This window comes from Oryzomonas japonica, assembly GCF_008802365.1.
Lineage (GTDB): Bacteria > Desulfobacterota > Desulfuromonadia > Geobacterales > Pseudopelobacteraceae > Oryzomonas > Oryzomonas japonica.
In genome coordinates, this window is record NZ_VZQZ01000004.1 from 11,317 (window position 1) to 27,867 (window position 16,551).

The following is a 16,551-nucleotide window of genomic DNA, read 5'->3' on the forward strand; positions in this document are numbered from 1 at the left end:
CCTGAGCAGGAAAGGAACGGAAACCATGAACGACACCGACCTTGCGGAACGCCTCTACGGAGGTGCCGCGCCGACGGTCCCGGATGAAGGGGCCGCCTCGCTTCTCGGCGGCGTACCAGGGGAAGCCGCGCCTGCCGCGTCAAAGCCGCACGAGGCGGACACCGCCGGCCGGGGCGGCGGAGCGGACCGGACCAGCGTCCTCTTCCCCGAGGGGGGCGACGTGCCGGACAGTTTCGAGCCGATCGTCGCCCCGGCCCTGGAGCCCTTGGCGCGGGAGGCCCGGCTGAACGGTGACCTGGCCGGCGCCCGGGAGATCGACAGCGCCATGCAGACGTTGGGGACCGTCTTCAGCGAGTACTCCGTGGGGCGTCAGCATGCCGCCGAGGTCATGGCCGAGGCGGGGAGCTTTCTGGGCAACCAAAAGTCGGACGACGCGATTCTCCGGGAACGGTCGAACACGGAGAGTGCCCTCCGGCGGAAGTACGGGGCCGATTACGCCGGGAACATCGCCGGGGCGCAGCGGGTGGTGGCCGAGATGGGGGCGCGGGTGCCCAACCTGATCGCCGTCCTGGGCCGCAGCGGGCTGGGCAACTCCCAAAAGGCCGTGGAAGCGGCCGTGGCGGCGGCCCGGCGCAGGGGATACCTGCCATGATCTCCCACCCCGAGGCCGCCCGCTGCTTCCCCTTTACCGCCGTGGCGCCGGAAGACGCGCCGCTCTCCGCCATCCGCTGCCATCCCTGGCCGGAGGTGCGGCATGACTGTGACTATGACCCCTTCGGCGAGGGAAAACGAGCTTCCGTGCCGTGCGCAGCAGCGGAGACAAGGAGGGAAACCTGATGAACGTGCCGAGATACGACACCCCCACGGTCCCGGTTGGGCCGGTGGCCACTCCCCAGGCAACGCCGGTGGGGGGCGAGGCGTTCGGCTCCGGTCTGGCCAGGGGGATGGAGGCGCTTTCCCGGTCGGCAGCGGATATGGCCGATGACATGCGGCGCACGGTGGACCAGAATTTTAAGATCGACGCCCTGTCGGATCTGCTGGAAACGAAAAAAGAGCTGTTGACGGGAGCGGACGGGGCTCTCAAGACCCAGGGCACCGATGCCCGTGCGGTGGAGCTGGATGACGGCACCAGCGTGCCGCTGGTTGATCATGTTGTCGGCCTCTACCGGGCAAAGAAGGACGAGTGGCTGGAAAAGGCGGCGACGGAGGGGCAGAAACAGATGGTCAGCCAGTTGTTCGTCGAGCATCTGCCCGACCTGGAACTCCAGGTCATGAACCATTCCGCAGCCCAGGAAACCCTGGCGGCCGACCGGAAGATGGAAGCGTTCACGGCCCGCCAATACGGGCTCGTGGCGGATACCCCCACCATGGATTCCATCAGGGCGGCCGCGCAGAACATGGCCCAGGCGCTCGCCACCTATCCGAAATATCAGGGCATGGAAGAGGCGGTGCGCAAGGAATACGACAAGAAGGTGGTGTCCCAACTCCACGCCACCGCCATCAGGTCATTGCTGACGCAAGCCGGGACCGCCGGTAATTCGGCGGTCGAGGATGGCAAGCTGGCTGCGGCCGTGGGCATCTTTGATGCGTATTACGATGTGCTGAACGAGCGGGAACGGGAAGAACTGGCCCCCCGGATAGCCTTGGCCGACAACTCCATACAGGCCGGCAGCATTGCGCGGAAGGTCTGGGCGGCATACGCGCCGAAATCCCCCAATGACCCCTTCGATACGGCGGACGCGAACGCCCGGATCGACGGTTTCACGTTGAGCAACGAAGCCACCCTGCTGGCAAAGGCGAAGGTCGCCCAACTGTTTCAGGATTACCGAGCCCAGATCGAACAGAGGACGCAGGCGGCGGCCAATGCGGTCAACGGCCTGATCCTGGATGGCGGGACCTACTCCCAGGTGTACCACAAGGCGCTGGAACAGCGGGGTTCCATCCCGGATTCCGCGGTCGAGAACATGGTGAGGTACGCAGGGCTGTACTTCAAGGACGGCGCCGGGAAGCCGCAGGCGGCCTTGAGCGATGACGCCGCCACCCTGGGCAGACTGAAGGAGTTCCAGGACGATTATCTGAACGGGAAATACGGGCGCCTCACCCCGGAACAGGCCGGGGCGCGGATGATGCCGGTGCTCGGCGAGCGGACGCCGGAGGCCGTGCGCTTTGTGGATGGCGCAAACGCCGATCTCCCGAATGCCCGATTGGCGGCCGGGCGACTCCAGGAGAAACTCCTCGCGTTGCGGGGCATGGACCCGGACGGCACGGCCTATCCCGCGTTGCGGGGCCTGGCCGGGAACGCCCCCGAGGCCAAGGGGAACAGGGCGCTGCTCCTCCAAAAGATCATCGGCGAGATAACCCTGCTGCACGACAACGTCAAGCCGGCTGATCTGGACGGCATCATCCACAGGAGCATCGCCGCCTTCATCGCGTCGCCCGGTTACCCCTGGGCAGCGGAGAAGCCCGTGGGTGCAATCACCGACCAGGATATCAGAAACATGGACGATGCGGCGCTGAGGGCCTTCGTGCGCCGGAAACTCTCGGCGGGAGGCGGCAAGCCGACGGAAGCCCAGATAGCCTATGGCGTCAAGCGGGTACGGTCGCCGCAGGGGGGGAAATAATGGCGCTCGACGATCTGAATACCTTTGCCGATCAGGTAAACGCCCAGAACAGGGATAAAACCCAGGCGCTGCTCAATCTGCAAAACGTTGTCGGCACCAATACGGATGCCTACGCCGGTTCCTTGAGACTGGCCGGATATACGCAGGTGCCTCCCCTGTGGTCCACCCCGGAGATTCGGGCCGATGCCGAACGAAAAGCGGTGGCCGACGACCCCGCCGTGGCAGCCATGCCGCCCGTTACCGCCCGGTTCTTCGCCAACCCCGACAATGCCGCCGTGGCCCACGACGATATCGGCACGTTCACCCAGATCGAGGAACTGGCCAAAAACGGCTTCGGCCCCCGCAACAACGCCCCGATATCCACGTTGCGGTTCGGCACCGACCGGGACCGGGCGGAGGCGGATTACTTCGCGAAGGAGTACGGGACCAAGCCCTTCCAGGCGCTCCAGGGCGGTCTCGGCAAGCTGGCGACCCGGCTGGCGTTCCCGGTGGCCGGCGCGGTGGATGCGGTCAACGGCGACGACTACTACAAGGAATTCACTTCGCAGCTCTATGACCGGTTCAGCCGGATTCAAGAGGAGTCCGCCGCCGACCCGTCCCAGTCCTTCGGCGGCAAGGTGGTGCGGTCGGTCGAAGAGCTGGTCCCCCTGGTGTTGTCCGGTGGGTTCGGCATGGCAGCCATACCCGGTCAGGCGACCAACGACACGTACGACAATCTGACCGCCCGGGGCGTTGACCCGGATACCTCCCTGGCCCTGGCCATGAAGTCCGGCATGACCGCCTACGCCATGACGAAACTGCCGTTCGGGGGCACGTCCCTGGCAAACAGCCTGGTCCGGGGGGCGACGCTCAACCCGGCCTTCGGGGCCATCGACCGCGGCCTGGAGAAAGCCGGGCTGAACTATGCCGGGTACACCGGGCAGGCCGGAGCCATCAACCTGCTCGACCCCGAGGCCATGGCCCACGAACTCGCCATGGGGCTCTTGTTCGGCGCCCATCATGCGCTCCAGACGGGGCGGCCGGTGGTCGGCGACGGCCTGCTGGAGTCTTTGGTGCCGTTCTACGATCGCTACCGGGCCGCACGCCGGGCGGATGCGCTTACCGGGATCGGCACGGCCGTCCGGGAGAGCAAGGCCAATAACCGCGCCCCCGAGCTGGTGCAGCGGCATTTGAGCGATGTGGCGGCGGAACATGCCGGCATCGACAACGCCTATGTCCCGGTGGAGCGGTGGAACGACCTGTTTCGATCCGCCGGGCTCGATCCCGCCCGAGTGGCCGGGGAGACCCTCGCCAACCCCGGGGCGTATGACGAGGCGCTCGCGACCGGGGCGGACATCGTGATCCCGTTTCGGGAATTCACCGGGAAACTCTGCCGGCTGGAACAGTACGGCGAGCTGGTGAAGGATGCCCGGCTGTCGCCGGGGGAGCTCTCCCTGCGCGAGGCCGAGGCTCGGGTGCAGGCGGTGAAGGCAAACGCCGACAAGGGCGGCGGCTTCGTGGAGGCGTTGAAAGGCATGGCTGCCCGGTCGCGGGAGGGGGGTAAGGGCGCCGAGTCGTACCGCAGGGTCTATGACGACTTGGTCGGCCAGCAGACGGGCATCGGCACCGAGCGCGGCGCGGCTGAGCATAACGCCCACCTGGTCGCCAACGCCTTCCGGGTTTTGGGGACACGTGCCGGTGTCGATCCGTATGAGCTGTATTCGCAGTACCATCTCAAACTGACCCGGCCCATGGACAATCAGCAGGTGCTCGATCACCAGAATGATCGGCAAGAGTTGTGGCAGAGCATAGATACCAATAAATCGTTACTGGAACCTTTGCTGAGATCCGTAAACGACTCAAAGAGCGAACACCGCTCGGCAAAAATAGGGAACGTTCAAGCGTGGCTTGCTGCTGAAGCCGGTTCAAGCGGAGTCAACATAGATGGATATCACCATTCCATTGATACATTTGCGATTCGACATATTTTGAAGAGGCACGGCGATGTAGTGTCGGAGAAAAAAAGGGGACTGGTTGCGGTAACCAATGAGGATATCACTTCTATCCCGGAGATTATTGCTACACCTGATAAGGTCGTTTTGGGAGCAAGGAATAAACGCAATCAAGATGTGATTGTCTATGTAAAGACAATGCCTGACGGTTCAACCATGTATATAGATGAGGTTAGGGTTGGAAAAAAAGAACTTGCAACTGTTTCAATGAGAAAGTATCCCGCCACGTCGCGTGCAGAAAGTATTATTTCTACCTTGGACTCTACGGCCAAAAACGATGGCGAGAATAATTTATCCGATGTCAATGCTCTTCTCCAGCCGGCTGCCAGTCACCTTGCCGCCGATGGGGTCAAGGAACTGTATCAGCGGGAAAAACCGCTCGGTACGGATGTGTTGTGGGCAGATTTGAAGGCTCCGTACCCCGGGTCAGAAGCCCGGAGTGCAGAGCCTTCAAAAGGTGACGAACCGTCTACCCGTAATCAAAATATTCCAAATACTGATGATCATGCCAATATTAAAATATTTGGTGGGAAAGATGGTAGCAAAAAAATAGAGCAGCCAATCGTGTTGACTGGTAAAGAACTGGGGGAACATGGAGACGACATCAGTTCCCTGAGGAAGTCAGCTACAAAGTGGTATCAGGATAATCTGCAAGGGAAAACAACTGCCAATCGTAAAGATTTGGGAGAGATAAGGTTTACTCAAGTCGGACGGCAAGAGATTAAAACCTATAGTGCGAATCCTGACAAATTGAGACTCGTACCTGCGCTTAAACCTCTTATCGAAAGTGGTGAGTATCTCCGTGAAGAGTTCCCGTTCCATCCCAGAAAAGACGGCATAGTCAAATTTTATATCATCGAATCGCAAGTAGAATTGGCAGGAAAACAGTTTGAGGTGGAAATAGAAATCGGAGAGGATGCGAGAGGAAATAAGTTTTACGACGTTTTCCCTGATGCTCGGGAGCATGAAACGAGGAAAGCCTCCAAACGGGGTGCCGCGAGCAAAATCGCGGGCCATTCGGAGGCTTTGCATGAGGATAACTCCACCCTCGATCAAAGTATCGCACCATCCTCCGGTGATGTCAATATCCGGATTTTGAATACTGATACCGGCCAGGAAAAGGCAACCGCATCAACGAAACCTGCCAACAACGATCATGTAAAAAAGGTCGTTACCGGGGTCCTCCATTCTGCAATAACCAGGATCAAAACCCCTGCCGACGCCGCCCACATCGCCTTCCCCCTTACCAAACGGGCGCAAGAGGCGGCTATTGCCATCGTGACCGATGCAAAGGGCAACGTCCTCGGGGTTGTCCAGCATTCAACCGGAGCGCTGGACAAAACCATCATGTCGCCGAGGGATCTCCTTGGGGTGCTCCACGACTTCCCCGGCGTTGCCGAAGTCTGGTTTGCCCACAATCATCCGACCGGCGACCCTGAGCCGTCGCCCGCCGATAGCGAGACAACCTCACAGATGGCCGCGTTGCTCGATGGCTCGGGGATTACAACACGCGGGATGATTGTCGTCGGTCAAGAAGGGGGAGCGGTTTGGACCGAGGGGATCGGCGGCAGGACTAAGAAGATACCGCTCGGTTCATTGAACACGGACAAAGAACGCACCCATGAAATAACTACCTATGACCGGGAGATTGTCGCATTACCGTCATCGGAGCCCTTTACCTATATCGACCAGGCGATTGATTATGCCAGGTCGCTTGGGGCCGGCGCTTCCGGGCTCATTATCGCCGACGCCAAAATTAGGCCGGTTTCCTTTGTCCCCATGTCCGTCGCAGAGATGGCCAAGCTGAAAACCGGCGACCCCGCGACAGGGTCGTCGGCGATCATGTCCGCCTTTCACAAGGGGAACGGCGCGTCAATGATCATGGTTATCCCTGCTCTTCCGGGCAGCCTGGGCGCGGTGCGGAATATGGTCTCCTTCGGCACCATGTTCGGCGCGCCACTGATCGATGTTATCGAAACCAGGAGCGGAATTTCTTTCGACAAAACCGGTCGCATGCCTCAGGCGGGGGGACAGTTTTTTCAGGGTGGTAATGCCCCGGTATCTCACGATTTTGTACCTGCGCCTGACGGGAGATATGTATTTGGGGAGATCACACCGGAAATTGGGAAAATTATAAGGAGACAATCAGCTCCTATATTACTGAGGTCTGGTGATGCAAAAGAAGGTAAGACCCATATTGAACGTCCCGAGAGATTAAAACAGATTCAGAAAGAGGGGTATGATTCAGCGGAGAAACTCGTTGATGATGTAGTCACTCATTGCGACGCCATATACAAAGGTGAAAGAGGTAACCTGCTACTGGCAAAGAAAGCAGCAAAAAACACCGTAATTTATGTGCAACTCAATCCTTCAAGATATGGTGATTATTATGATGTGAAAACAGCGGTTGTGACGAGAGGTGATTTTTTTGATAAGAAAAAACCGCTTTGGGAAAGGGCGCAGACCAATCCAGCCGATAACGGCTCCCCTATGCGCAATCTGTCGGGCCAAAGCGGTCTTTATGAAAATATTCTCCATCAAAACCGCGAAGATGTCAAGCGCGGTTACATCCGTTTCGTCACTAACCGCACTTTCGAGATCGGCCTTTTGAAAGACGCCGACCTCTCCACTTTCATCCACGAATCCGGCCACTTCTTCACCGAGGTCCTGGGGGATCTGGCCGAGCGCTCCGACGCCCCCCGGCAGATCAGGGATGATTACGCCGCCCTGCTCGCGTTCGCCGGGGTGGAATCCCGCGGCGACATCAGGACGGAACATCACGAGAAGCTCGCCCGTGCCTTCGAGGCGTACATCATGGAGGGACGCGCCCCGAGTGTGGCGACGCGCTCCCTGTTCCAGCGCATGAAAGCCTGGATGATCGGCGTCTACAAGGATCTGACCGCCCTCCATGCCACGTTGACTCCCGAGGTCCGGGAGGTCTTCGACCGCATGCTGGCCACCGACGCCGAGATCGGGCGGATGCGCGGCACGCAGGAGATGAGGCCGCTCTTTGCCGCGGCCGGGGATGCCGGGATGTCCACGGTCGAGTTTGGGGCGTACCGGAAAGAAACCGAACAGGCCGGCGAACAGGCAAAGGAGCAGATGCTGCGCAAGCTGATGGCCGAGAAGAGCCGGGAACAAACGTCGCGGTGGCGGGACGAACTGGCCAAGCTCCGGGACGAGGTGACGGTCGAGGCCCAGGCCGAGCCGGTGTACCGGGCGTTGCAGGAGATAATCAAGGGGCGGGACTTTGCCGGGGACGCCACGCCGGGGCTGAAGCTGGACCGGGCCGTGCTGGCGCGGGTGTACGGCGAGGAGTTCCTGAAACGGCTGCCCAAGGGGAGCGCCACGGACTACCTCTACGCCGTTCAGGGGGGCGCGCACCCGGAACTGGTGGCGGAACGCTACGGCTTCAGTTCGGCCGACGAGATGATCCGCGCCATGATGGCGGCCCCGCCACTGGGGGATTTCGTTGTTGCCGAGGCCGATGCGCGCATGCGGAAGCGTCACGGCGACCTGATGCGGGACGGCCGCATGGCCGACGAGGCGCTGAAGGCGGTGCACAACGACCAATGGGCCGGGGTACTGCGGACCGAGATCGGGGCGCTACGCAGGAAAGGTGGCGAGGATGCCCCTGCCGTTGCCGTCCCTCCGGTGGCGGCCTTCCGGCAGGCGGCGCAAGAACGGATCGCCGCCAAGCCGGTGAGGACGATCAACCCGCTCCTCTACCTGAACGGAGAGCGCACGGCGGCCAGTGATGCGTTCGACCTACTCGGCACGGGGGACTTCAACAGGGCGGCCGCTGCCAGGAGCCGCCAGTTGCTGAATCATTTCCTCTACTCCGAGGCGGTCACGGCCCTGGGGGAGGTAGATGCAATTCGGGCAGAGGCCGCCCGCATGCCTGCCGCCGCCAGGTCTGAGATGCGCGGGTCGGGTGCTCGTCCCTTCCGGGGGCAGGTGGAAGCGCTCCTCTCCCGATTCGGCCCGGCCGGCGCGCCGCGCGACGAGCCGTTGGCCCCGCGGGAGAGTCTGCGACAATTCCTTGACCGCTTGCGGCGGGACGAGGGGATCGACCTCCCCATCCCGGCCGCCATCCTGAACGAACAGAGCAGGACGGCGAGCTACCGGGATCTGACCATGGATGAACTGCGTTCAGTTTCTGCAACGCTGCATATGATCGAGCATGCCGCGGCTGTTGTCAACACGGCCCGCAAGGGTGAGACTCGGCTTCCGCTCGAGGATGCGGAAAAACAACTGGTGGAGCAACTGGAAGCCTCCATCCCCGCCGGTGATGCGGGGGGCGCGGATGATTCCCCCCTGTCGTTTCTCGGCCAGATCCGGGAGCACGTCCCGGAAATCGATATCCCCATCGTCCGGCCCGAAGCCCTTTTTGAGCGCATGGACGGACACGCCACCTCCGGCCCATGGCACGACCTCCTCTGGAATCCCTATAACGATGCCGCTCATTACCAAAACCGGGTCCGGGAGTCGGTATTCCCCGCCATCTTTGCCCTGATCAGGGGCACAAGGATCGACCGGAGCAAGGGCAGGATCTTCATCGAGGGGCTGGGGGGGAGTCTGGCCAAGGACGAGATCGTGGCCATCGCCCTGAACTGCGGCAATGAGCGCAACCTGAACCTGCTGATGCGGGGCGGAATCCGCTTGCGGCCTGACGACAGCGCCAGGGAGCTGGCACCGGAGACGCTTCAGGAAATCCTTGGGTATCTGAGCGCCGATGAGATTGCGGTGGTGAACGGGGTTTGGAAGGTCATTGGATCCCTGAAGCCGGAGGTAGAGGCGCTGCTGCGCAGGCAGGCCGGCGCAGTGCCGGTCTTCATGGAAACCCGGCCCCTGGAGATCGCCAACGGTACCCTCGAAGGAGGCTTCTATCCGGTCACATTCGATCCGCGCTACGCCATTGCCGGGGAGAAGTCAGCGGACGCCGCGCTGCCGTCCCGGATGTTCCTCCGGGATTGGGTAGGGGAGGGGGGCGCGGAGCAGCTCTCCCTGGACCTGGAGAACGGCGTAGTTCGCCACCTGGACCGGGTCGTCACTCGGATCACCCTCGGGGCGTTCGCCGCCCAGGCCCACCGGCTGTTGAAGCGCACGGGCGTGAAGGCCGCGATCACGAACCGCCTGGGGGAACCGGCCCATAAGAACCTGCTGGACTGGGTGACCGCTACTCTCGACCGGGACACCCTGGGATGCGACATGTCCGTCCGGTTGGAAAATACCAGCCGGGTGCTGCGCACCAGTGCTGCCGCCAGCATCGTCGCCCAGCAGGCGGCCGACACGGTGGCCGACATCGTGACAGCTGCCTCCGGGGGCATGCGACGTCTGGATGTGACCCACGTGGTGCGCGGTGCATTCGAGTATATGCGCAATCCTGTGGCCGTACACCGTTTCGCCGTGGAGGCTTCCGAGTACATGCGTCACCTGGACCACGAAATAGACCGCACCATGGCCGGGGCGCTCGATGAACCGGCCGACAGGGACATGGTGCTGGACGATGTGCAGCACTGGGTCATAGCGAGTAGGGCAGGGGCCGCCAAGGCCGCGGCTATGGTGGTGTGGATCTCCGGCTACCGGGAAGCCCAGGCCAAAGGCATGGACGGCATGGAGGCGGTACGCTCTGCCGATACGATGTCCCGCATGACCCCCGACGCCGGACGGACCGGCGAACTTTCGGCTGCGGAGCGCACCGCAAAAGCGCACAAACTGGCCATGCTCATCGGCAGGGCCATGGTGCGCTACACCAACGCGACCGACATCGGCCGCCGTGGCGCCGACCAAGAGATAGTTGGGGCAAATCGGGCCGATGGCACCACGCCCTTCCTCCTCGGCATGGTGGCGACCGGCATTGTGAAGGACGTCCTGGAAAACCGTCAACTCGAGGAGAACGACAGCTTCCTCCCCTGGTTCCTGTCGCGCATGGTCCATGGGATTTCTGGCGGCATCCCGTATGTGGACGAACTGGCCAATCATGGGGAGGGGACAACCACGGGACAACCGCCAGATCAGGCATTAGCGGAGGCGGGCAAAGGCGCCAATGAAGCAGTGCAGGCCACGTTGCACGCCATCGGCGGCAAAAGCAACTCAATGACGGTGGCCGCCAAATCGAATCAGGCCGGGGGCATCCGGGCTGGAGGGCCGGTACTTCAGGCGACCCTCACCGGCCAGTACCTGGACGACCTACTGGCCGGAGGCTACGCCCCCAGCTATCCCAGGGGCCTGGCCATGGGTATTCTCAACAACAGGAGGTACAAACGATGACAGTATCCAGCACGGCCTGCACGGCCAGGTTCCACGGCAACGGTTCGCCTGGGCCGTTTTCGTTCGGTTTTCGGTTTTTACAAAATTCGGATATCACAGTGACAAAAATCAATGCCCAAGGTGCCCCTTTGGTCCTGATCGAAGACGCCAACTACACCCTAACCGGCGCAAGCGGACACATGGGAGGCCTACTTACGCTCAAATCCCCGTTGGCTGTGGGGGAAATCCTCGAACTCGCGCGCACCGTGTCGGAACTGCAACCCATTGACCTGCGCAACCAGGGCGGATTCTTCCCGGATGTTGTGGAAAACGCTCTTGACCGCTTGACGATGGTGGTGCAACAACGGGGGGGAGGCGGTGGAGAGAGCGGGACTGCTTCCGTCAAGTATCCCGACGTGTTCTACCCATATGTGCTGTCGGGCATGGCCCTGACCTGGAAGCCAGACGGAACGGAACTCACCATCAGTGCCGGCCGCTATTACTCCGACGGCAGGCTTATCGAGTTCACCGGTGCGATCATCTCCATCCAAACAGTGGGGTACATGGATGTCTACCTCGATTCCGCCGGCGGCGTGGTGATCGAATCCGGTGATAACTATTGGAAGCTGAAGGGGTACGTGGATAAGTTGAAAATTGCCCGCATCATCAACAGCGGCGTCAATACCATCAAGGGAGTGCTTGACTGGCGGCTGACCTCGCCAACGTCAAAGCAGCCGGTCCAGGGTGCGTTCCATGCTGATTCCGTGATGCAGACCTTCGATATTCCGGAAACCATTGCCCCCTGGGCGGCGAACGAAACCATTTTTTACGGTGACCTGCGGGAGAACAACGGGCGGATCTATCAGGCCTTTACCTACGGTCTGACCGGCGCCATCGCCCCCACGGGTATGCCGTCAACTTGGGATGCCGCCCTGGGTGTTTATGTGATCGAGGACGGCGGCGTTAAGTGGGCCTACTTTGCCGACTCCCCTTACAAGGGGACTTTCCGCTACGGGCAAAACAACGGGGTCCTTTGGTACTTCGTTTTCAGCGCCCTCTACTCCATCGCTGATTACAACCCGTCGAGGATCAAGGCCCTGTTGAACTGTGCGACAAAACACATCGTCATCCCGTGGCTCAGTGGCGTGGCGGTTGTTGTCGGCAACAAGCGGATTGCCAACCATGGGGTTTACGAATGCACCACTGCCGGCACCACGAGTGTAACGGCTCCCAGCGGCACCGGCGCCGGGATCACCGACGGGACGGTGGTCTGGAAATATCTTTTCAGGAACCCGGGCGATTATCCGAACTTCAACGGCGGGGAGATGATTGCAAGCGGGGACCTGCGCGTCGCCAATGGCGATATCTGGAAGGCGACAACGGCGGTTACCCAGGCGTGTGGCTCCACCTCGCCCAACAGATCGACCAGCGCCATCGGCGGGACGTTCTCCGACAGCGGCATCACATGGACATGGTTGCGGGCGAACGCGCCCGGGTGGAAATATTACTGGTACGACACCCTCGCGGATATGAGCCAGTACCGCAACCCTGATTCCCATGATTCCTACGCCTCCATGTTTGTGGCCCTGGCCTGCGCCTACGTCAACAACACCATGGACTTCGCGTGGTTCGACACGCTGAATGCGGCCGGTGAAACCAACTTCGCCACGATGAAGAACCTGATGTACTACAACGTGCTGACCCAGATCAAAGGCTATGCGCCCTGGGCGGCTACGGCCGCGGTGAAGATCGGGGACGAATACACCGCCAACGGCAACACCTACCGCTGCATCCTGTCGGGGACCACTGGGACCGTGGCGCCGTCGGGCACGATTTACGGGGCGATCATCGTGGACGGCAGCGCCCAATGGATGTACGTCAACCCGACCTACACCGGGCTGACCAAGACCTTCCAGAACGATTTCACCGGGGACCATGCTATATGGGGCACCTCCTACCTGATGGATAACTGCGAGGTGTACGCCGGGCTCCGGGCGTTGCTTGCCGAGATGACGACGCGGGGCGATGCGGATACCGCCTATTATACCGCTTTCCTCGCTCCCCTGGCCGTGGGGATCGGCCTCTTTTACCAAACCTCCAGCAAGGAATGGAACTGGTCAACGACAAACCTGATCCCCGATGAGATCGGCAGCGAGTGGTATCCGTCGTGTATGGCCGGGGTCTTCCCGGAACTCTATCAGGTGCCGGTGGGCACCACCTCGGAGATCTACCGGGTGAAGTGGAACCACGGCTGGGAAAAGCTCGACCGGGATCAACCCTCGTGGTGGGGGCGCAACATCGATGCGTTTCCCACCTTGATGCCCGCCTTTATCGCGGCCAGATATCGGGGGGAGATCAGCAAGGCCTTGGAGGCGGTGGAGAAGGCAAAACGGCTGCATCTGCGGCAGGGATTCTCCCCGCTCGGCACCATGTTCATCGTTGATGCGGCGTTCATGATCGCCATCCAGCGGCTGGCGGTGAACTCTTCCTATGCGACCGAGCAGGCGCCGGCGATCCTGGAGGCGCAACAGATGTTGAAGCTGGGGGGCTACTACCTGTGGATCGACGGCAGCGGCAACCTGCGGAAGAAAAACGGCAAACCGTCGGGGGTGACGGATGGAACGATTATTTAAAGGAGGCACTATGGTAGATTTCACCACAGTACACGCAACAGTCATATCAAATGAAGGCGGCTACGCCAACAACCCGGCCGACGCCGGCGGGGAGACCTACAAGGGGATCGCCCGTAAATTCTGGCCGAACTGGGCCGGGTGGAAGTATGTGGACGGCGTCAAGGCCAATACCATACCGCAGCCGGTGCATGGTACCACGGCCTATCGCCGTTATGTCTCTCATCTCAACGAGTGTCTGGCAGGACTCGCCTCTCTGCAACAGATGGTGCTCGACTTCTACCGCCGGAACTTCTGGGACAAGTACCGTCTGTCCGAGATCAACGACCAGTCCGTGGCGACCTGGCTTTACGATCACGTGGTCAACGGGGGGGCGCGGGGGGCCATGTGGCTACAGGAGGCGGCCGGGGTAACGGCGGACGGCAAGGTGGGGCCGGCTACCATCGCGGCCATCAACGCCGCCGATTCGGTGGCGCTCCTCCAGGATGCCGAGGACGTGGTCGCTTTCTATCGGCTGGACCGGGCCGCCGCCGATCCGTCACAGATACAGTTCCTCCCGTCTTGGCTCCGGCGCGACGGGGTATCACAGGAAGAGATCACGCAGGTCATGCAGGCCGGCAGGGACGGGCTGACCTATGCCGAGGTTGCCGGGCTCAAGGAGATGATCAAGGCGCGTGCCTGATACGCACAATAACGCCGTGAGGCGTAAAGGAGGATCAATGAAATTCATTCGGGACATTCTGACCGGCATCGACGGCCAGACGTATGACAACATCAGGGTGGGGATTGCCGCCGCCCTGGTCACTGCAATCGGCGCCATCATCACGGAGTTGGCCAAGGGCCAGTCGGTTGATTTGCTCGCGTTCGGGGGAGCGGTTGCCGCTATCCTCGGCGCCGGAGGTTTCGGGATAGCCCAAAAGGCCAAAACGGAGCCGGGAGGGGCACAATGTCAGCCGCCGCAATAGCCGCCTGGCTGTGGGAGAACAGGAAGATTATGGCCGAGGCGGCGGGGATCGCCGCGATAGTGAGTCTCGTTTGGTGGTTCGGCTTCCACGTCCCGGCCGAGCGCGATCAGCTTCAGACACAAAATCAGGAGCTCAAGGCGCAGGTACAGGCCGCCCAGGGCTCGGTAACGCTCCAGGAGGATATTCAGCATGAGAAACAGACCATCGACAAGGTTACGCAACGGCGTATCAGTTCTCTCCGTGTTCAACCACGGCCTGCTCATCATGGCGTGCTTGTTCCTGCTGGCCGGTTGCCAGACCTGCCCGCCATGCGTCCGGCCCATTCTGGCCACTGAGCCGCAACCGCTTTTGAACGAGGTCGAAACCCTCAATCCCTCGGAGCCGGGGGCGGCATACTGCCTGTCCGACAGCGGCCGTCTGGGGATATTGACCAACCTTGAGCTGTACCGCGGCGCCCTGGACAAATGCAACGCCACTATCGAACGTTACAACTCGACCATCGCGCCGCCGCGAGGGGAGGGAGAGCAGTGGGGCGGAGAAAACCGGTAACGGCATTACTCACGCAACGCCGCGACGACGTAACGGAATTCAAAGGCTTGAATGATGTCGATTACGGCCTGAACCTCTGAATGGCCGTGATGCAGCAACCGCCTGGTTTTACGCCGCGTCGTCGTGCGAGGCCGCTTTTGCGGGTGTAGAACTGTCGTCAAAACTCGGCGTGGCGCGGCGTGCGGGGGAAGGGGATCACGTCCCGGATGTTGTCCATGCCGGTGAGGTACATCACCAGCCGCTCGAAGCCCAGACCAAAACCGGCATGGGGGCAACTCCCCCAGCGGCGGCTGTCCAGATACCACCAGAGCGGTTCCTGGGAGACGCCCATCTCGGTCATGCGTGCCGTCAGCCGGTCCAGCCGCTCTTCGCGCTGACTGCCGCCGATGATCTCGCCCACCTTGGGCACCAGCAGGTCCATGGCGGCCACGGTGCGGCCGTCGTTGTTCTGGCGCATGTAAAAGGCCTTGATCTCCTTGGGGTAGTTGAGGATGAACACCGGGCCGCCCACCACCTGCTCGCTCAGATAGCGTTCGTGCTCGGTCTGCAGGTCCAGCCCCCATTCAACGGGAAATGAGAACGCCGTGCCCGACCGCTGGAGCCGCTCGATGGCCTCGCCGTAGTCCATGCGGACGAAGTCGGCCTCGGCCACCTGCCGGATGCGCTCCACCAACCCCTTCTCGATATGCTTGTCGAAAAACGCCATGTCGTCGGCGCACTCCTCCAGGCTAAAACGACACAGATAGCGGATGAACTCCTCGGCCAGTTCGGCGTCGTCGGCCAGGTCGGCAAAGGCCATCTCCGGCTCGATCATCCAGAATTCCGCTGCGTGGCGCGGCGTGTTGGAGTTTTCGGCGCGAAAGGTGGGGCCGAAGGTATAGATGTCGGAAAAGGCCAAGGCAAAGAGCTCCCCCTCCAGTTGGCCGCTGACCGTGAGGCCGGTGCGCTGGCCGAAGAAGTCCTGGTCGAAGTCGGGCGGCGCGCCCGCATCCAGGGTGGTTACGCGGAACAGTTCGCCGGCCCCCTCGCAATCGCTGGCCGTGATGATCGGCGTGTGGGCGTAGAGAAAATCCCGTTCCGCGAAGAACCGGTGCACGGCCTGGGCCAGGTGCGAACGGAGGCGGAACACTGCGCCCAGGGTGTTGGTCCGGGGCCGCAGGTGGGCGATGGTACGCAGGTACTCGAAGGTGTGGCGCTTCTTCTGCAACGGGTAGGCGTCGTCGGCCTCGCCGACAATCTCCACGTTGGTGGCGTGCAATTCCCACTGCTGACCGGCCGCTGGGGATTCCACCAGCGTACCGTGCACCCGCAGGGCTGCGCCGGTGCCGAGACGGCAGACCGGGTCGAAGTTTGCCAGATCCTTCCCGGCCACCACCTGGAGCCCGGCCATGTCCGAGCCGTCGTTCAGGGTGACAAAGGCCACCTCTTTTGCGGCGCGCACCGAGCGCACCCATCCCGCAACCACGCATTCCCGGCCGCTTGCGCCGCCCGCCAGGAGTGTCCGTATCCGAGTTTTCATAGCGATCATTCTCCGCGTCATGGA

General features: G+C 61.7%; 10 protein-coding genes. 8 read left to right on the forward strand and 2 right to left on the reverse strand.

Annotated elements, in window-relative coordinates:
- Positions 1-25 precede the first annotated feature (25 nt).
- The 7 genes from F6V25_RS07520 to F6V25_RS07550 all read left to right on the forward strand — a co-directional run bounded on the left by F6V25_RS07520 (position 26) and on the right by F6V25_RS07550 (position 14,459).
- Positions 26-652, forward strand: coding sequence for a hypothetical protein (locus tag F6V25_RS07520; RefSeq protein ID WP_151128000.1), 627 nt, complete (start codon positions 26-28; stop codon positions 650-652).
- On the forward strand, positions 649-837 hold the full coding sequence (locus tag F6V25_RS07525; RefSeq protein ID WP_151128001.1) for a hypothetical protein: 189 nt from the start codon (positions 649-651) through the stop codon (positions 835-837). Before F6V25_RS07520 ends, F6V25_RS07525 begins: the two co-directional genes overlap by 4 nt.
- A complete protein-coding gene (locus tag F6V25_RS07530) occupies positions 837-2,621 on the forward strand; it encodes a hypothetical protein (RefSeq protein WP_151128002.1) in 1,785 nt (594 codons plus the stop codon). Before F6V25_RS07525 ends, F6V25_RS07530 begins: the two co-directional genes overlap by 1 nt.
- Positions 2,621-10,885, forward strand: coding sequence for a PBECR3 domain-containing polyvalent protein (locus tag F6V25_RS17400; protein WP_151128003.1), 8,265 nt, complete (start codon positions 2,621-2,623; stop codon positions 10,883-10,885). The genes F6V25_RS07530 and F6V25_RS17400 overlap by 1 nt, the downstream gene beginning before the upstream one ends.
- A gap of 98 nt (positions 10,886-10,983) precedes the next feature.
- Entirely contained in the window at positions 10,984-13,497 is a 2,514-nt protein-coding gene (locus F6V25_RS07540) for a hypothetical protein (RefSeq protein WP_151128004.1), read from the forward strand.
- A 10-nt stretch (positions 13,498-13,507) separates the two neighbouring features.
- Complete coding sequence (locus F6V25_RS07545) at positions 13,508-14,176, forward strand: glycoside hydrolase family 108 protein (protein ID WP_191966122.1); 669 nt, start codon at positions 13,508-13,510, stop codon at positions 14,174-14,176.
- Positions 14,177-14,213: 37 nt separating this feature from the next.
- Positions 14,214-14,459 (forward strand): amino acid ABC transporter substrate-binding protein, encoded by a 246-nt coding sequence (locus F6V25_RS07550; protein WP_151128006.1) that lies wholly within the window; start codon positions 14,214-14,216, stop codon positions 14,457-14,459.
- Here the strand turns inward: F6V25_RS07550 and F6V25_RS07555 are convergent.
- The gene (locus F6V25_RS07555) at positions 14,444-14,650 is read right to left on the reverse strand and encodes a hypothetical protein (RefSeq protein ID WP_151128007.1); all 207 of its coding nucleotides are present in this window, start codon (positions 14,648-14,650) and stop codon (positions 14,444-14,446) included. The two genes, F6V25_RS07550 and F6V25_RS07555, sit on opposite strands and share 16 nt — an antisense overlap.
- Between F6V25_RS07555 and F6V25_RS07560 the strand changes: the two genes are divergently transcribed.
- On the forward strand, positions 14,649-15,008 hold the full coding sequence (locus tag F6V25_RS07560) for a hypothetical protein (protein ID WP_151128008.1): 360 nt from the start codon (positions 14,649-14,651) through the stop codon (positions 15,006-15,008). The two genes, F6V25_RS07555 and F6V25_RS07560, sit on opposite strands and share 2 nt — an antisense overlap.
- Before the next feature lie 157 nt (positions 15,009-15,165).
- Here the strand turns inward: F6V25_RS07560 and asnS are convergent, their stop codons facing one another.
- The gene (gene asnS, locus F6V25_RS07565; protein ID WP_151128009.1) at positions 15,166-16,527 is read right to left on the reverse strand and encodes an asparagine--tRNA ligase; all 1,362 of its coding nucleotides are present in this window, start codon (positions 16,525-16,527) and stop codon (positions 15,166-15,168) included.
- Between the last annotated feature and the right edge of the window lie 24 nt (positions 16,528-16,551).